12 protein-coding genes are annotated in these 18,414 nt (G+C 70.0%); all 12 read left to right on the forward strand.

Annotation, left to right across the window (positions count from 1 at the left end; all coding sequences use genetic code 11):
* Nucleotides 1-49: 49 nt before the first annotated feature.
* The 12 genes from phnD to ABL838_RS03280 all read left to right on the forward strand — a co-directional run bounded on the left by phnD (nt 50) and on the right by ABL838_RS03280 (nt 18,385).
* Nucleotides 50-1,087: a phosphate/phosphite/phosphonate ABC transporter substrate-binding protein gene (phnD, locus tag ABL838_RS03225; protein ID WP_369662489.1), complete on the forward strand. Its 1,038-nt coding sequence runs from the start codon at nt 50-52 to the stop codon at nt 1,085-1,087.
* Nucleotides 1,084-2,139, forward strand: a complete 1,056-nt coding sequence (locus ABL838_RS03230; RefSeq protein ID WP_418124112.1) for a phosphate/phosphite/phosphonate ABC transporter substrate-binding protein — start codon at nt 1,084-1,086, stop codon at nt 2,137-2,139. The genes phnD and ABL838_RS03230 overlap by 4 nt, the downstream gene beginning before the upstream one ends.
* A 163-nt stretch (nt 2,140-2,302) precedes the next feature.
* Entirely contained in the window at nt 2,303-3,634 is a 1,332-nt protein-coding gene (tssK, locus tag ABL838_RS03235) for a type VI secretion system baseplate subunit TssK (protein ID WP_184639943.1), read from the forward strand.
* Between the two features lie 31 nt (nt 3,635-3,665).
* Nucleotides 3,666-5,030, forward strand: a complete 1,365-nt coding sequence (locus tag ABL838_RS03240; RefSeq protein WP_418118956.1) for a DotU family type VI secretion system protein — start codon at nt 3,666-3,668, stop codon at nt 5,028-5,030.
* Entirely contained in the window at nt 5,027-8,629 is a 3,603-nt protein-coding gene (tssM, locus tag ABL838_RS03245; RefSeq protein WP_418124114.1) for a type VI secretion system membrane subunit TssM, read from the forward strand. The genes ABL838_RS03240 and tssM overlap by 4 nt, the downstream gene beginning before the upstream one ends.
* Complete coding sequence (tagF, locus tag ABL838_RS03250) at nt 8,626-9,270, forward strand: type VI secretion system-associated protein TagF (RefSeq protein ID WP_418124116.1); 645 nt, start codon at nt 8,626-8,628, stop codon at nt 9,268-9,270. Before tssM ends, tagF begins: the two co-directional genes overlap by 4 nt.
* A 687-nt stretch (nt 9,271-9,957) precedes the next feature.
* Nucleotides 9,958-11,892 carry a protein kinase domain-containing protein gene (locus tag ABL838_RS03255; protein WP_418124118.1) on the forward strand — a complete coding sequence of 645 codons (1,935 nt, stop codon included), beginning with the start codon at nt 9,958-9,960 and terminating at the stop codon, nt 11,890-11,892.
* A gap of 54 nt (nt 11,893-11,946) precedes the next feature.
* Nucleotides 11,947-13,575, forward strand: a complete 1,629-nt coding sequence (locus ABL838_RS03260) for a murein transglycosylase A (protein WP_418124119.1) — start codon at nt 11,947-11,949, stop codon at nt 13,573-13,575.
* 165 nt (nt 13,576-13,740) lie between these two features.
* A complete protein-coding gene (locus tag ABL838_RS03265) occupies nt 13,741-14,490 on the forward strand; it encodes a hypothetical protein (RefSeq protein ID WP_126025720.1) in 750 nt (249 codons plus the stop codon).
* A 27-nt stretch (nt 14,491-14,517) separates the two neighbouring features.
* Nucleotides 14,518-15,708 (forward strand): hypothetical protein, encoded by a 1,191-nt coding sequence (locus ABL838_RS03270; protein WP_418124121.1) that lies wholly within the window; start codon nt 14,518-14,520, stop codon nt 15,706-15,708.
* Nucleotides 15,705-17,765, forward strand: coding sequence for a caspase family protein (locus ABL838_RS03275; protein WP_418124123.1), 2,061 nt, complete (start codon nt 15,705-15,707; stop codon nt 17,763-17,765). The genes ABL838_RS03270 and ABL838_RS03275 overlap by 4 nt, the downstream gene beginning before the upstream one ends.
* Before the next feature lie 62 nt (nt 17,766-17,827).
* On the forward strand, nt 17,828-18,385 hold the full coding sequence (locus ABL838_RS03280; RefSeq protein WP_126025723.1) for a type VI secretion system tube protein Hcp: 558 nt from the start codon (nt 17,828-17,830) through the stop codon (nt 18,383-18,385).
* The last annotated feature ends 29 nt before the right edge of the window (nt 18,386-18,414 follow it).

Raw genomic sequence — 18,414 nt, forward strand, 5'->3', positions numbered from 1 at the left:
CATGTTAGACCCGCCGATGCGCGCCGGCCCTATGTCTTTCGCTCCAGAAATGCTGGCTTCCATGCGCCGATTCGCCGAGTTTCCAGCCGCCTGGCTCCGCGCGGCCGCCTTGGCGCTGCTGGCGGTGCTGCCCCTGGCGGCGCCGGCGCAGGGCCATCCGCTGGACGGCCCGGTGCGCTTCGGCATCCTGCCGCTGGGGGGCGCCTTCGAGTCGCGCAGCGACTGGGACCCCCTGCTGGCCGAGCTCAGCCGCGCCATCAACCGGCCGGTGAGCGTGCTGTCGGTCAACTCGTACGAGGCGCTGGAGCAGGCCATCCAGCGCGACGAGGTCGACATGGCCTTCCTCTCGGGAAAGATGGCGCTCGACGCCGTCACCCAGCGCCGCATGAAGGTGGTGGCGCAGGTGGTGCGCCACGACGGCCTGCCCGGCTACCGGGCGCTGCTGCTGTCGCGCAAGGCGCCGCCCTTCAATTCGCTCAAGAACCTGCTCGACCAGCCCGATCGCTGGCGGCTCGCGCGCGGCGAGAAGCAGTCGGTGTCGGGCTTCATCGTGCCGCAGCTGCAGCTCTTCCTGCCGAACCACATCGCGATGGAGACGCGCTTTCGCAGCGAGATCGTGGGCACCCACCAGGCCAACGCGCTGGCCGTGGCCAACAACGAGGCCGACGTGGCCACCAACAACACGGCCGACTTCGAGCGCTTCAAGACGCGCTTTCCGGCCGAGACCGAGCGGCTGCAGGTGCTGTGGGAGTCCGAGCTGATCCCGCACGCGCAGATCGTGGTGCGGCGCGAATACACGCCCGAGCTGCGCAAGCGCGTGCAGGCCTTCCTGGTCGCCTACGGCCGTGCCAAGGGCCCGCGCGGGGACGCCGAGCGCGTGGTGCTGAAGTCGCTGCACGACCTGGCCGGCTTCGTGGCCGCCGACAACAGCTCGCTGCAGCCGGCCGCCAGGCTGGCCTACCAGCTCGCGAAGCAGAACGCCATGACCGCGCAATGGGTCAACGACGCCGCGCGCGAAGCCCGCCTGCAGCGCATCGAGAGCAGCTACGCCGACCAGGTCAGCGTGCTGAAGGACGTGTCGCCATGAGCGTGGGAGCCGGGTTCAGGCGAGCTGCCGCCATGCTGCTGGCCTTCTTCATCGCCCTGCCTGCCGTGGCCCAGCAGGCGCCCGCGGCCGCCGTTTCGCCTGCCGAGAAGGGCGCCTCTTCGCCGGCCATCCGGATGATCCGCTTCGGCGTGCTGCCGCTGGGCGGCACCGTCGAGTCGCGTGCGCTGTGGACTCCGCTCATGAACGACATGGGCCGTTCGCTCGGCATGCCGGTCAGCATGTATTCGGTGCCGACCTATGAAGAACTCGACCGCGCCATCGGCCGCGACGAGATCGACATGGCTTTTCTCTCCGGCAAGATGGCGCTCGACGCCGTGATGCAGCGGCGCATGAAGGTGGTGGCGCAGATCGCGCGGCACCCGGGGCTGCCCGAACACCGCGCGGTACTGCTGGTGCGCAAGGCCGGTCCGCTCAATACGCTCGAGGGCCTGCTCGCGCAGCCCGAGAAGTGGCGGCTCGCGCGCGGCGACAGCCGCTCCGTCACCGGTTTCATCGTGCCGCAGAGCCAGCTCTTCCTGCCGAACAACATCGAGATGGAGACGCGCTTTCGCAGCGAGTTCGTCGGTACCCACCAGGCCACCGCGCTGGCCGTGGCGAATGGCGATGCCGACGTGGCCACCAACAACACTACCGACTTCGAGCGCTTCCGCCAGCAGTTCCCCATCGAGGCCGAGCGGCTGCAGGTGGTGTGGGAGTCGCAGCCGCCACCCGGCGCGCAGATGGTGGTGCGGCGCGACTTCCCGCCAGAGTTCCAGGCGCGGCTGCAGAACTTCCTGACCGGCTACGGCAAGGCCAAGGGCGCGCGCGGCGACGCCGAGCGCGAAGTGCTCAAGAGCCTGCGCGCGGCCTACGGCTATGTCGCGGCCGACGACAGCGCGCTGCTGCCGCAGGCGCTGCTGGAGCGCCAGCTCGGCAGGCAGCACGCCATGGCCGCGTCGTGGGTCAACGAGGCCGCGCGCGAGCAGCGGCTGCAGCGCATCGAGAAGACCTACGCCGAGCAGGTCGAGACGCTGCGTTCCGCCGCGCGCTGAGCGGACAGGCCCCGCGCGCCGGGCGAATCTCTACTCCCTTCGCCGTAGCTCCAGAACCCCCGCCTAGGCCATTAGCTAGGCCTTAAGGCGGATTTGCCACCAGCCCCCCGAGCCGGAAACTTCGTGTTTCTTTCAGGCAACCCTTGCCGTTGACGGAGTGCGGATGAGTTGGCGAACAAAAGTGGTCTGGAGCGAGGGGATGCTGTTGCAGCCTCAGCACCTGCAGCAGAGCGAGCGTCATGCCGATCACGCGCGGCACGTGCTGCTGCGTTCCACGACGCCCTACGCATGGGGCTTCGCCGAACTGGAGATCGACCCCGCCGCGCTCACGCTGGGCAAGCTGGCGCTGGTGCGCGCGGTCGGCGTGTTCGGCGACGGCACCGTCTTCGACATGCCGGCGGTCGACCCGCTGCCCGAGCCCATCGACATTCCCGCCGCCATGCGCGACGAGGCCGTGGTGCTCGCGCTGCCGCTGCGCCGCGCGGGGGCGCGCGAGGCCGACGCGGAAGAATATGAAGAGCTGGTGCGCCACCGCGTGCTCGAGTCGGAAGTGCCCGACTCCAACACCGCCGGCGAGCGCACCGCGATGCTGCAGCTGGGCCAGCTCCACACGCGCCTGATGCGTGCGAGCGAGGCCACCGACGCCTGGACCACCATCGGCGTGGCCCGCGTGGTGGAGCGCCGCGTCGACAACCAGGTGCAGCTCGACCGCGCCATGCTGCCGCCGCTGCTCGACGTGGCCGGCCATGCCGTCATCCGCGCCTGGCTCGACGAACTGCTGGGCCTGCTGCGTCAGCGCGGCGAGGCGCTGGCCGGCCGGCTCACGCAGGGCGGCACCGGCGGCGTGGCCGAGATCGCCGACTTCATGCTGCTGCAGGCCGTCAACCGCAACGAGGCCATCTTCGCGCACCTCGCGAAGAGCGCGATGCTGCACCCGCAGCACTTCTTCGAGCATGCGCTGGGGCTGGCGGGCGACCTCGCGAGCTTTCGCGACTCGCGCCGCGTGTCGCGCTTCGGCCCCTACATCCACGACGACCTCGCCATGAGCTTCCGCCCGCTCATGGACGATCTGCGCCGCAGCCTGTCGATGGTGTTCGAGCAGTCGGCCATCCGCATCGACCTGCACGACCGCAAGCACGGCGTGCGCGTGGCGGTGGTCACCGACGTGGAACTGCAGCGCAAGGCCACCTTCGTGCTCGCGGTGAGCGCCAGCATGCCCAGCGAGGCGCTGCGCGCGCGCTTTCCCACGCAGGTCAAGATCGGCCCGGTCGAGCGCATCCGCGATCTCGTGAATCTCGCGCTGCCGGGCGTCACGCTCACGCCGATGCCGGTGGCGCCGAGGCAGATTCCCTTCCACACGGGCGCCAGCTACTTCGAGCTGGAGACGCGCAACAGCGACCTGTGGCGGCAGCTCGAGCAGTCGGGCGGCATCGCGATGCACATCGCGGGGGACTTCCCCGGCCTCGATCTCCAGTTCTGGGCGATACGAGCATGACCCCCAGTGGCACCGTCAGCGTGGAGCCATCATGAGCACACCTCCCGATCCTTTTGCCGCCTTCGAGTCGGAGCGCACGGTCATCAAGCCCAAGCCGCGCACGCCGGCCGGCACACCTGCCGCGCCCGCTGCGGCGTCTTTCTTCGGCGGGGCCGATCCGACGCCGGTCGCCGATGTCGGCGAACTCGGCTTGCTCAACCCGCTGGTGTCGGCCGCCGGCAAGCTGCTGGTGCTGATCGGAAAGCTGCGCAACCTCGCGCAGCCGCCCAACGTGCCGGCGCTGCGCGCATCGACCGCCGATGCGGTGAACCAGTTCGATGCCAGCGCGAGGCGCGCGGGCGTGGGCAATGAATCCGTGCTCGCCGCGCGCTACGTGCTGTGCACCGCGCTCGACGAGGCCGTGGCCAACACGCCCTGGGGCGTGCAGGCCGGATGGAACAAGCAGAGCCTGCTGGTGCAGTTCCACAACGAGACATGGGGCGGCGAAAAGGTCTTCCAGCTTCTCGCCAAGCTCGCGCAGGACGTGCCCACGCACCGCCAGCTGCTGGAGCTGATCTACAGCGTGCTCGCGCTCGGCTTCGAGGGCCGCTACCGCGTGATCGACAACGGCCGCGCGCAGCTCGACTCTGTGCGCCAGCGCCTGGCCGACCTCATCGCGAAAGACCGTCCGCCGGTGGAAGCCGAGCTCTCGCCGCACTGGCGCGGGCAGGGCGCGGGCACGGTGCGGCTGCGCGAGTCGCTGCCGCTGTGGGTGTTCGCGGCCGGCTTCGCGCTGCTGCTGGCGCTCGCGTGGTTCGGGCTGCGGCTCACGCTCAATTACCGCTCCGACACCACGTACGCCGCGGTGTCCAGCCTGCGCGCGCCCAACATCCAGATCGCGCCGCCCGCGCTGCCTGCGAAGACGCCGCGCCTCGCGCGCTTCCTGGAGCCCGAGGTGAAGCAGGGTCTCGTCACCGTGACCGACGAGGCCGACCGCAGCGTGGTGCGCCTGCGCGGCGACTCCTTCTTCGGCTCCGGCAGCGCCGAGCCGATGCCGCAGTCGCTGCCGGTGCTGCGCCGCATCGGCCAGGCGCTGGCCGAGGTGAAGGGCGAGGTGCTGATCACCGGCCATTCCGACAACCAGCCGATCCGCTCGCTGCGCTATCCGTCGAACTGGCACCTGTCGGCCGCGCGCGCCGACGCGGTGAAGGGCGCGCTCTCCACGCTGGTCGACCCCGCGCGCATGCGCGCCGACGGCAAGGCCGACGCCGAGCCGGTGGCGCCCAACGACACGCCGGCCAACCGCGCGCGCAACCGCCGCGTGGAAGTGGTGCTGCTGACCGGGCCCGAAGGCGTCGTCGCCACCGCTCCCGCAGCCGCGCCGGCCGCTGCTCCAGCCACGGGAGCGACGAAATGATCAAGAAAATCTTCGGCTTCCTTTTCAGCCCGCTGCTGCTCACGCTGCTGGCGCTGATCGTCGTCGCGCTGCTGATCTGGTGGATCGGCCCGCTGGTGAAGATCGGCTCGCTCGCGCCGCTCGAAAGCGAGACCACGCGCGCCATCGTCATCGGCGTCATCGTGCTCGTCGTGGTGCTGCGCGCGCTGTACCGCCGCTGGCGCGCCCGCCGTGCGAGCCAGCACCTGACCGACGGCTTGATGAAGGCGCCCGCCGCCAAGGCCGATGCGCCGGTCAACGGCGAACAGAAGATCCTCGACACCCGCTTCAGCGAAGCCGTCGCCACGCTCAAGCAGATGCGCATGCACGCCGCCGGCAAGAAGCCGGGCTGGCGCGACTGGCTTTCCATCTCGGGCGGCAGCTATCTCTACGACCTGCCCTGGTACGTGTTCATCGGCGCGCCGGGCGCGGGCAAGACCACCGCGCTGGTCAACTCGGGCCTGAGCTTCCCGCTGGCCGAGAAGTTCGGCCCCGGCGCCATCCGCGGCGTGGGCGGCACGCGCAACTGCGACTGGTGGTTCACCGACGAGGCGGTGCTCATCGACACCGCCGGGCGCTACACCACGCAGGACAGCCACCAGTCGGAAGACAAGAGCGCGTGGGAAGGCTTCCTGGGGCTGCTGAAGAAGGTGCGCCCGCGCAGGCCGCTCAACGGCGTGTTCCTCACCGTCAGCGTGGCCGACCTGCTGAGCCAGGGGCCTGAGGCGCGCACCCAGCTCGCGGCATCGATCCGCGCGCGCCTGCTGGAGCTCGACGGCAAGCTCACCACGCGGCTGCCGGTGTATGTGCTCGTCACCAAGAGCGACCTGCTCTACGGCTTCACCGACTACTTCGACGACCTCGGCAAGGAACAGCGCGCGCAGGTCTTCGGCTTCACGCTGCCGGCCGACGAGAACCTGCAGGTGGAGGAGAAGGGGCTTTCCGCTGCCTTCAACCGCGAGTTCGCGCTGCTGCACAACCGCGTGAACGACGGTCTCATCGCGCGCATGCAGCGCGAGACCGACGGCAACCGCCGCGCGGCGATCTTCGGCTTTCCGGCGCAGTTCGGCTCCATCGGCCCGCTGCTGTCGGACCTGCTGGAGCAGGTGTTCACCGGCTCGCGCTTCGCTCAGCCGCCGTGGGTGCGCGGCGTGTACTTCACCAGCGGCACGCAGGAAGGCAGCCCCATCGACCGCGTGATGGGCAGCCTGGCGCGCAGCTTCGGCATCGAGCGCGCCATGCTCGCGCCGCAGAAGTCCAGCGGGCGCAGTTACTTCCTCACCTCGCTGCTGCGCGAAGTGGTGTTCCCCGAGCAGCGCCTGGCCGGCGCCGACGTGAAGCTGGAGCGCCGCCGCCACACGCTGCGCGTGATCGGCGTGACGGCCATGACGCTCGTCACCGTCGGCCTGCTTGCGGCCTGGGGCTACAGCACGCTGCAGAACATGAACTACCTGAAGTCGGTAGAGGCCCGCGTGGAGCCCGCCCGGCAGAACCTCGCGGCGCTGCCCGCGCGCGTGCAGAACCTGGTGGAAGTGGCGCCCGTGCTGCAGAGCCTGCGCGACATCTGGAAGACGCCCGACAACCGCCAGGGCGACGAGCCGCTGTCGATGACGCTGGGCCTCTACCAGGGCGACAAGCTCGACGCGGCGGCCATGCTCACGCACCAGCGCGCGCTGAACGACGCGTTCCTGCCGCAGATCGCCAAGCGCATCGAGGACCAGCTGCGCACCGCGCAGAAGGACAACCTCGAATTCACCTACGAGGCGCTCAAGAGCTACCTGATGCTCTACCAGCCCGAGCACTTCGACGCCGAGGCGCTGAAGGCCTGGATCACCCTCGACTGGTCGCGCAACCTCGACCGCGGCATTCCGGAAGACCAGCGCAAGCAGCTCGAAGACCAGCTCGACGTGCTCATCGCCCAGGGCCCGCCACGCTCGCCGCTGAAGATGGACGAGAACCTGGTGCGCAGCGTGCGCGCGGTGCTCGCGAGCTATCCGCTGGAGCAGCGCGTGTTCAGCCGCCTGAAGCGCCAGCGCGCCAGCAAGGACATCCCGGCCTTCAGCGTGGCCACGGCTACGGGCCCCTCGGGCCCGCTGGTGTTCGAGCGCATCAGCGGCAAGCCGCTGTCCGAGGGCGTGCCGGGCATGTTCACTTACGACGGCTACCACAAGCGCTTCCAGAACGAGGTGGTGGTGCTCACCGGCCTGCTCGCCAACGAAGACCCGTGGGTGCTCGGACAGGACCGCAACGCCGCCGACCGCCTGCGCGACGCCGCCGCGCTCGGCGCGCTGACCGACCGCGTGCGCCGCCTCTACCTGGAGGAATACGTCAAGCAGTGGGAAGCGCTGCTCGCCGACGTGCGCCTGATCCGAGTGAACGGCCTCGAGAAGAACATCGAGACCGCGCGCATCCTCTCGGGCGTCGATTCGCCGCTCGCCAACTTCCTGCGCGCCGTCGTCAAGCAGACCACGCTCATCCCCGCCGCCGACGCCAGCAAGGATGTCGTCAGCAAGGCCACCGAGACCGTGCGCAACACCCGCAAGGGCCTGGAAGACCTGTTCGGCGGCGATTCCGGCCGGCAGGTGGCTCCGGGCAAGCGCATCGAGAGCATCGTGGACGACCGCTTCGAGGCGCTGCGCCGCCTCGTCACCGCGGGCGGCCCCAACCAGCCCGCGCCCATCGACGACGCGCTGAAGCTCTTCAACGAGGTGTACGTGTACCTCAACGCCGTCGACACGGCCGTGAAGGGCCGCACCTCGCCGCCGCCCGGCGACGTGGCCGGCAAGCTCAAGTCCGACGCCGGCCGCCTGCCGGAGCCCGTGCGCTCCATGGTCGAGAACCTGAGCCAGGCCGGCGCCGCGCAGGCCCAGGTGGCCGAACGCGGCAACCTGAGCCAGGACCTGCGCCCCGTCACCGAGTTCTGCGCGCGCGCCATCGCCGGCCGCTACCCCTTCGTGCAGAGCAGCAAGCGCGACGTGCTGCCCGAGGACTTCGGCCAGATGTTCGGCCCCGGCGGCCTGATGGACGACTTCTTCCAGAAGCGCCTGGCCGCCATCGTCGACACCAGCACGCGGCCGTGGCGCTACAAGCCCGTGGCCGAGCGCGGCGCCATCACCACGCAGGCGATTGCCCAGTTCGAGCGCGCCGCGCGCATCAAGGAAATCTTCTTCCGCGGCGGCGGCCGGGGCCCCTCGATGCGGCTGGACTTCAAGCCGGTGGAAATGGACGCGGGCATCACCCAGTTCATCCTCGACGTCGACGGCCAGCTCGTGAAATACGCGCACGGCCCCGTCGTGCCCATGGCCGTGCAGTGGCCCGGCCCCAAGGGCAGCAACCAGGTGCGCATCCAGGTCAGCCCGCCATCGACCACCGGCAGTTCCGGCGCAGCCGTGGACGGGCCGTGGGCCCTGTTCCGCGCGCTCGACGACGGGCAGCTCGAAGCGGGGGACGCGCCCGAGAAGTTCTTCATCACCTTCCAGATCGGGGCGCGCAAGACGCGCTTCGAGGTGACGACCAACAGCGTGCAGCACCCCATTCGCTTGCGCGAGCTGCGCGAGTTCTCATGTCCGGAGGGGCTGTGAGCATCGAGCCTTCCCCGCTTCTTGCCGCCACCGCCGTGCTGCCCGGGTGGTTCGGGAAATTGCCGGGCATGGGGGACTTCGCGCATCGGCGGCTGCCTGAGCCGTTCCGTGCGGTGTGGGACCAGTGGCTCCAGCGGGGCATGTCGCGGCTGCGGGACCGGGCGGATTGGACCGAGCGGTATCTGGAGGCGCCTATCTGGTGCTTTGCGCTGGGACGGCAGGTGGCTGGCGACCGAGCCTGGATCGGGGTGCTGATGCCTTCCGTGGATGGGGTGGGGCGGTACTTTCCGTTTGCCATCGCGGTGGAGCTGGAGGCGGATTCGCCCGGGACCCTGCGAGGCGAAGCGCTGGCTGCTGCGTTGCGGTGGTGGGCTCATGCGACGCAGGCTGCGTTGGAGGGGCTGGATGGGGATCTGGATGCGGTGCGGTTCGATGCTGTGCTGCAGCGGTTGTTTGTCGGGGAGTCATCGTCGTCCGATGAGCGGGGGAGCGGTGTCGAATCGCTGGAGCTGCCGCTGGCGGGAGCTTCGTTGTGGCTGAGTGATCCGTCTGCTGAGACAGGGATTCGGATGTTGAGTACCGGGTTGCCTCGGGATGAGCAGTTTGATGCGCTGTTTCTTGGGTTTGCGGAGGAGGGGTGAGATGAATGCCTCTTGCCGTGTTGCTTCCCGAGGCCGGGTCTCGCCCCGGCGGGCGACCTACTTTCTTTTGCTTCGCCAAAAGAAAGTAGGCAAAGAAAAGGCGACCCTGCTGTCTGTGTCCCTTCGCTTCGCTACGGGCAACCTGCGGTGCTCGGCGCAGGAGGGGGTCCGCAGAACTCGCTTCGCTCAAACAGCTGCGGCCCTTATCCCTCCTGCGCCTGCGCTCCTCGGCACAGCCAGAAGGGAGCGATCCGCGCCATCGCTTCGCTCGGCTTCTGAACAGACTCCTCGGGCCTTCGCTTTGCTCGGCGGTGCCTTTCGTTCCCATGGCCTGAGCAACCCCAACGGCCCATTCCAAGCCCAGCAGGCGCAAAGCGCCTGCTGGGCACCCGCAGCCGAGCGCAGCGATGGTCCGCGTGTCCCCAATCCCCTCTGGCTGCGCCGAGGAGCGCAGCGTTTCGCGGATCAGGGCTCGCCCTTGTCTGAGCGAAGCGAGTTTGGGCGAGACCCCGCGAAACGCGAGCACCGCAGGTTGCCCCGTAGCGCAGCGAAGGGGTCGCAGACAGTGGGGTCGCCTTTTCTTTGCTTACTTTCTTTTGGCGAAGCAAAAGAAAGTGAGTCGGCCGCCGGGCCGAGACCCGGCCCCGGGAAACAAACCCCAAGCACAACCCAAAAAGGAGCCAGTCAATGACCGACTCCAACGAAGACGACCGCACCCGCGTAGTCCCCAAGTCAACTCCGCCATCGCAGCCCACGACGACAGGCGACACCTCCGCCACGGTAATCACGGCAGGTGCCCCCACGAGCATGTCCGGCACAAACCCCGTAACAAGCCCCGCCACCGGCGCAACGGAAGCCGGCCTCCTCCCCGTAGGCAGCCGCCTCGCAGAATTCGAGATCACAAGAGTCATAGGCCAGGGCGGCTTCGGAGTCGTCTACGAAGCCTGGGACCACACGCTGGAGCGCGTGGTGGCGATCAAGGAGTACCTGCCGACATCGCTCTCGGCGAGGCAGCAGGACGGCACGGTCATCCCGCTGTCGGAGAAGCACCGCGAAACCTTCGACCTCGGCATGCGCAGCTTCATCAACGAAGCCCGCCTGCTCGCCCAGTTCGACCACCCGTCGTTACTCAAGGTCTACCGCTTCTGGCAGGAAAAGGGCACCACCTACATGGTCATGCCCTTCTACCGTGGCGAGACGCTGCGTGAGGCCCTGGTGTCGATCCCCGCCGGCGTGGACGAGTCCTGGCTGATCCGCATCATGGACGGCGTGACCCAGGCGCTGGCTGTGATGCACAACGCCAACTGCTATCACCGCGACATCGCCCCCGACAACATCATCCTGCTCGAAGGCTCGGGCCGCCCGGTGGTGCTGGACTTCGGCGCCGCGCGCCGCGTGATCACCGACAAGACGCAGGCGATCACGGTCATCCTGAAGCCCGGCTACGCGCCGATCGAGCAGTACGCCGAGATGCCCGACATGTCGCAGGGCGCGTGGACCGACGTGTACGCGCTCGCGGCGGTGATGCACGTGGCGGTGTGCGGCCGCGCGCCGCCGCCTTCGGTGGCGCGGCTGCTGTCCGACAGCTATGTGCCGCTCGCGGGCAACGAGATCCTGCGCAAGCGCTACAGCCCGCGGCTGCTGGAGGCGATCGACGCGGGGCTGGGCGTGCGGCCCGAGCAGCGGCCGCAGTCGATGGCGGAACTGCGCTCGGCGCTCGACCTGGAAGTGGGGCACAGCATCGCGCCGGTGCCGCGCACGCAGCCGCCTTCGTCGTCCGGCGCGCGCACGTCGATGGGCACGAATGCGGACGCCGCCACGGTCATCGCAGGCAAGGCAGGCGGCGGTGCGAAGGCGCCTGCGCCCGCGCCCGCTCCGACGGGCAACAAGGGGGCAGGAAGTGGCGGCAGCAACAAGACCGCCGTCGCCCTCGCTTCCATCGCCGTGCTCGCGGCAGCGGCCGGTGGTGGCTGGTGGTGGTTCCAGGGGCGCGGCGGTGCAGACGAGAAGCAGGTCGTCAGCACCACGCCGGCTCCGCCGCCCGACACCAAGGTCGCCGAGGCCCCACCGCCCCCGCCGCCTCCACCACCACCTCCTCCCCCTCCCGCGCCGCGCACGCCGGCCGAGTCGCTGCAGTCGCTCGCCACCGGCGCGACGCCAGGCTTCGACGTGACGGCCACGCCTAAGAAAGCCGAGGTCGCCATCGGCAAGGACCGGCTCGCCTTCGAGGTCCGCAGCAAGCGGGAGGGGTTCGTCTACGTGTTCCTGCTGTCCAGCGGCGGCGAGATGTTCCTGCTCTTCCCGAACCTGCTGGACAAGTACAACAAGATCACCGCGGGCGGCACGCTCTCGCTGCCGCGCGCCTCGTGGCCGATGGACGCGGGCGGGCCGGCCGGCACCGACCAGTTCGCGGTGCTGGTGAGCGAGCACGAGCGCGACTTCAGCGCCGCCGGCGTGCAGAACGACGGCGTGTTCCCGGTGTTCCCGCTGCCCGTGCTGGCCGCGCTGGAGGCCACGCGCGGCACCGGTCCGTCGCCTCTCCTGGGCAAGCCGGTGTGCGCGCCCAACACCCCGTGCAACGACGTCTACGGCGTCGGCAATTTCAAAATCGTCGAGAAGTAATCGTCTGCAGAGCGTCGGCCTACGGGCCGTGACTCTCAGGACAAGGAGGCTTTCATGATGACCGCATCGCAACCGCAGCAGAAGCAGCAACTCCAGGCACGCAGAAGGCCGGAGACCGGCTGGAGCGCTCTCGCAACCGGCGCCGCCATCGCCGTGCTGGCAGGCTGCACCACGCCGCCGCCGGCTGCCACGGACACCGGAGCAGCCACGGCCGACACCAGCGCGAGCAGCACCGCCGCCTCGCGCCCGGCGCCCACCGGCGCCAGCGTGGCCGGCCAGGCCCGCACTTTCTCGACGCAGCTGGCCACCTACACATCGGTGAGCTTCGACTCGGTGCCGGGCTGGTCGCGCGACGATTTCTCGGAGAGCTGGCCTGCCTTTCTCGGCAGCTGCAAGGTGCTCAATGGCCGCGGCGCCGAATGGAAGTCGGTGTGCGACCGCGCGCTGAAGGTCGACAGCAAGAACAACAACGCGATCCGGGGCTTCTTCGAGGGCGAGTTCTCGGCCTACCAGATCCGCGACGACGACCGCCGCCCCGACGGCGTGGTCACCGGCTACTTCGAACCCGAGATCGCGGGCGCGCGCCAGTACGGCGCACCCTTCATCTATCCGGTGTACGGCCAGCCAGAAGACATGCTCTTTGCCGACGCGCGCAAGCTGCCGCCGGGCAACGGCACGGTGGCGGCCCGCGTGGAAGGCCGCAACGTGGTGGTGCAGACGGGCCTGAGCACGCGCGACATGGGCGCGCCGGGCCTCTATGCGCTGGACCTTTCGGGCATCTCGCGCGACACGCTCGACCGCAAGGTGCGCCTGCGCGTCGAGGGCAAGCAGCTGCTGCCGTACTACACGCGCGAAGAGATCGAGACCAAGGGCGCGCCCAACGCCAAGGTGCTTGCGTTCGTGAGCAGCGCCACCGCGCTGTACGAGATGCAGATCCAGGGCTCGGGCCGCATCCGCATGGCCAACGGCGACATCGTGCGCGTGGCCTACGCCGAGCAGAACGGCCAGCCCTTCCGTCCGACGCTGGCGCAGGCCGCCAACGGCAAGCCGCGCAGTCCGGTGAAGGTGCGCGGCTCGTCCATCGAACTGCAGCTGGACGACGGCGACGACGACGACAGCGACACCGGGGCCGTGACCAACGGCACCATCCGCACGCGTGGCTTCACGCTGGCACGACCGGTGGCCAGCGGCCCGGTGGTGGTGCCGGGTCGGCGGCCGACGGGTGGCGCGGTGACGGGCTCGGGCATCAAGGACCCGAGCTACGTGTTCTTCAAGGAGTCGCCATCGCCGGTGGGCGGACCGGTGGGCGCCTTCGGCGTGCCGCTGTCGGCGGGGCGCTCCATTGCGGTCGATCCGCGCAGCACGCCGCTGGGCTACCCGGTGTTCGTTTCCACGCGCACGCCCGGCAGCGGTGCGCCGATGCAGCGCCTGACCATCGCGCAGGACACCGGCGGCGCCATCCGTGGCGCGGTGCGGGCCGACTACTTCTTCGGCAACGGCCAGCAGGCCGCGACCAACGCGCGCCGCATGAAGGAGCGCGGCCAGCTCTGGATCTTGCTGCCGCGCGGCCTCGCCGTGGCGCAGGCGGCCACGTCCTCGGCCATCCGCACGCGCGGCGGTCCGGTGGGCGCGAACCTGCCGCAATGCCTGGTGCCTTCGGAGGGCACCTGCGTCGACGACTGAAGGATCGAGAGATGCGAGACCCCGGGCCCATGGCCATCCCGCCGGCCCGCGAAGCGGGGCCCGTTCGGGGAACACCGCGGAACCGGCTTTGCCGGGCCGCCGGTGTTGCCCCCTGCAAGGGGGGGGCGAAGCGACACGAAGTGCGCGCAGCCTGGGGGTGAGCCAATGATCGAGACGCTGTCGTCCGCGGAAAGCAGTGAACTCGTTCGCCTTTGGCGACGGCGCCAGACGCTGTCCCCGGGCGAGATGGGCGCCATGTACCGCATCGTCGGCGACGCGCTGGTGGCCTGCAATCCGCCCGAGCTGCAGGTGCTGGGCGAGGGCCGGCAGGAGCTGGTGGCGCAGTTCATCTACGTGAAGGTGCTGCGGCTCGACGCCGACCCCGACGAGGCCGACGAACGCGCGGGCCACAGCGCACCGTCCACTGCCTTCGCGCTGTGCGCGTATTTCCGCCGCTATCTCATCGACTGCACGCGCGCCAGTTCCTTCCGCCGCAAGCTCTCCATCGGCGACCAGATCACCGAGGCGCAGCTGGAAGACGAGATCGGCGCCGACGAGGACCTCGAAGGCTGCCTGGCCGAGCACGGCCTGAGCATGCAGGCGGTGCAGCAGGCCGCGCGCGAGTTCATCGCGGGGCTGCCCGAGCCCGAGCGCCTGCTGCTGTGCGAGGGCTTCGGCAAGGAGGCCGAAGGCGGGCTCTCGGGCATCGCCTCGCGCCACGCCATCGCTTCCTACCACTACCGCGCGGGCCGGCTGGGCTTGGTGCACAAGCGCGAAGGCCTCACGGCGGACTACGCCAGGACGCGGCTCGGCGGCTGGCTCCAGCAGACGCTGGGCATCGCCATCGAGCCCGACAACATGGCGGCGATCCTGCAGGTTTTCAAAATCCTCGGTGCTGAAGCGTCTTACGCCTGAAGACATAGCCATTCAGGAACAGACGCCATGACCCACGACCTCTGGCCCCCGCTCAGCGTGATACGCCACGCGCTGGAAACGACCGGCGCGGCCGCGATGCCGGACACCGGGCCCGAAGGCGAGCCCGGCACGGCCACCGTGGCCATGCCCGGATCACCGCCAGGAACGCCGGCCACGCTCGTCGTTGCCGCGTCCGACCTGTTGATGCCTCTCACCGAATTGGCCCGGCGCCGCGAGGCTGTCGCCCAGCGAGCCTTCCCGGCCCGCTGGGCGCCGGGCCGCCTCGTCAGCGTGGTCTACAGCGGGCGGCTGCTCGGCGTGCTGCTCGACCGCTGCATCCACGACGACCTCTGGCAGGGGTGGATGGCCGTCGGCGAGGCCGACTGGGCCGGTGCATTCGACGTGCTGCTCGAGCCCGAGGACGAGCCCTTCGAGCCGATGTTCGGTGTCGTCCAGACGTGGAACGTGCTCACGCTCGAACCCAGCCCGCAGCTCTGCGCGCGCGTGCTGGGCGAAGTCTCCGCCACGCGGCTCGCGGCCATCCGCGCGGTGCACGACGAGTGGGCCGCGCGCACCGCGTTGGCCATCGCGCCGCAGCCCGGGCGCATCGCGCTGCGCGGCGTGGGCGGCGGCGTCTTCTCGGTGCTGTCGGGCACGCCGCTCGGGCCGGAAGACCCGCGCACCGACTACCAGGATCTGTACCGCGACGTGGGCCTGGAACTCGGCGCCGCGCTGACGCGGCCGCAGAGCGACGAGGCTGCCCCTTCTTCTTCTTCTTCTTCTTCTCTTTCTTCATCTCCATCGCGCGCGCGGCCGCAGCCCGGCCCCGAGGGCGGCTGGTGGGGCAGCATCCGCCGCTGGTTCGGCGCCGAAGGCTGGGCGCGCCCGGCCTTTGCCGTGCTGGCGCTGGTCGTGGTGGTCCAGAACGTCGGGCTCATCGGCGGCCGCGGCGCGCCCGAGGACGACGAAGTGCGCTTCCGCGCCGTGCCCACCGCACCGGCGCCCACGCGCGCAGACTTCGTCGTGCGCTGGAAGCCCGGCGTGCGCATGGACGAGGCCGACAGGCTGCTGCAGTCGATCTCGGCCGACGTGGTGGGCGGGCCGGGCGGGGATGGCGCGTGGCGCTTGCGCGTGCCGGAGCCCGTCGAGGCGCTGGCGATGCTCGCGGCCTCGCCGCTGGTGGAATCGGCCGGGCCGGCCAGCGAGCAGCGGCCATGACCGCGCATGCCGCCCGCCTGTATCCGCACCTGCGGCCCAAGGGCAGGGGCCTCACGCAGCTGCGCTTTCTTCAGGTGCTGCTGGTGCTGTGGCTGCTGGCCTGCTGCAGCCTTGCCCTCGCCACGCAACGCGCGCTGCTTGTCGGCGTATCCGAACTCGTCAACCAGCCGCAGGCGCTGTGGCTGCAGGCGCCGCGCAACGACGTGATGCTGATGCGCGATGCGCTGCTCAGGCAGGGCTTTGCCGCGCCCGACATCGCCGTGCTCGCCGACGGCGTGAGCGGCGCGGCGCTGCCCGAGTCGCAGGCCATCCACGAGGCGCTGGCGAAGCTGCTCGCGCAGTCGAGGAGCGGCGACTTCGTGCTGCTGTATTTCTCGGGCCACGGCACTCGGCTGCGCGACATCGTCAAGCGCTACCAGGAGCCCGACGGGCTCTCGGAGAACTTCCTCGCGCGCGACGTGCGCGGCACGCTGGGCAGCGACAACGCGCTCGCGGGCGACCTGCGCGACGTGGATTTCGATGCGTGGATCCAGTCCTTCCTCGCGAAGAACGTGTTCGTGGCCTCGGTGTTCGACACCTGCTCCGCCAACTCCATGACGCGCGGCACGGCGGACGCACCCGCCACCGCCGAAGGCCCGCCCGACGACGAGGTGCGCTGGCGCGGACTGCGCGCCACGCAGCTCACGGGCGGCGCGCCGCCCGCCCGGCAGCCGGCGCCACCCGCGCCGGCCGAAGCCGTTCCGCGTGCCCGCTACGTCGCCTTCTTCGCATCGGAAAGCCACCAGATCACGCCCGAGCTGCGGCTGCCGCGCAAGGCGCGAAACGCGAGGCCGCAGGGCCTGCTGACATGGGCGATGGTCGAAGCCCTTTCGCGAAAACCCGCCACCTGGCGGGAATTGTTCGATGGCGTGCTCGCGCTGTACCCGCCCGTCATCGACGAACTTGCCCAGCGTTTCCCGACACGCGAGCTGCCGTCCCCGGTGGCCGAAGGCAACCTCGATGCGCCGCTGTTCGCCAACAGCGGCGCTCCCGCATCCACGCGCCCCGTGTGGCGCGCGCAGCGCAGTGGCGACAGCCTGGCCATCAAGGCGGGCCTGCTCGACGGACTCGCGCAGCAGCAGGAGCTGCGCGTGCTCGCCACGCTGGACGACGGCACCGTGCGCGGCGCGCCGGCCGCCGTGTCGCAGATCAAGCTCGGCAACGCATGGCTGGCCGTGCCGGCAGCGCTGAAGGACGTGCCGGGCAGCGCCTTCTGGAGCGTCACGCCGATGGCGGAGCCGGCCGCCACCGCCTTGCGCGTGCGCGCCGACAAGCCGCTGCCAATTGGCCTGAGCCTCGACTACCCGGCCGCGATCAGGGCGGCGGACGATGCGGCCACGGCCGATGTGCGTTGGACCGATCTCGGCGCCTCGGGCCAGCGCCTCGAACTGCTCGCTCCGCTCTTCGGCGCGAACGTCTCCACCGTGGTGCTGCCCGACACCGCCGCGCTGCGCCGCCGCCTGCAGGCATTGGCGCAGCTGAAGTGGCTCTCTCAACTGCAGGGCTACGGCAAGGACGGCCAGCTCGACGGCTTCGACGCTGCGCTGGAGGTGTGGAGCGGCGAGCGCATGCTGCGCAGCGTGCCCGTTTCCCAGGCCGCCAACGGGCTGCCCGCGACGCGCGCCGGCGAGCGGGTGCGCCTGAACGTGCGCAACACCAGCGGCCGTTCGCTCGACCTCGTCATCGCGGGCATCGATGCTCGAGGCAACCTGCAGCCGGTCTATCCCGACGAGTCCGGCGAAACCAACCGCTTCAAGCGGGGCACGCCCGAGCAGCCCTCGGTGAAGCGCTTCGACCTGCCCTGGCTCGATGCGGCGGGCGACGCGCGCCTGCTGGTCATGGCCGTGCCCGCCACGCCCTACAGCGCGCCGCGCCTCTTCGGCGTGGGCTATGCGCAGGCCGACGTGTCGGAAGTGCGCGTGCGCGGCGGACAGCCGCCGGCCGAGAGCGCCGAGCGCCAGGTGTTCACGGCCCTGCTGCGCAGGAGCGGCACGGCGGACGCGGGGGCCAGGCCATGACGGTTCCAGTTTCCCTTTTTCTTTTTTTTTGTTCCTGTTCCATCGATTTCCGGAGGTGAGAAATGGCATTCCTAGACGACGGCTCCTGGAGCCCTGAAGACGCCCGCCAGTTCTACGAACTGATCGGCACCGGCTCGTCCGAGACCGACCTGGTCATGCTGATCGAGAACAAGGGCGCGCCGGTCGAAGGCGAGCTGGAGCGCAGCTTCGACGACGGCAAGGCGCGGCTGAACATCGGCGGCTACTACTGGTCGGTGCAGGTGCCCGAGTCTTCCAGCCAGAACCAGGTGGTGCCCAACAACCTGATCGTCGCGCGCCGCAGCGACGCCGCCACCGCCACCATCGCCAGCCTGCTACGCGCGCAGGAGAAAGACCTGAAGGTGATGATCAGCGCCTTCAAGTCCGGCGGCGACGAGCGCTCGCCCGATGCGCAGTCGACCTTCGAGCTGGTGCTGGAGAACGCGCGCATCTGCCGGCTGGTGCTGAGCTCGGGCGGCCACTGGGGCGTGCCCTCGGAGCTGATCTCCATCAGCTACCGCACGGTGAAGGTGCGCTCGGCGCCGCAGAAGACCACCGGCCTGCGCGGCGCGGTGCGCGAATGCCAGTTCACGCGCGCATGAGCCGCGCACTCAGTCCAGCCACAAGGAGC

This window comes from Variovorax sp. 160MFSha2.1, from assembly GCF_048305075.1.
Lineage (GTDB): Bacteria > Pseudomonadota > Gammaproteobacteria > Burkholderiales > Burkholderiaceae_C > Variovorax > Variovorax guangxiensis.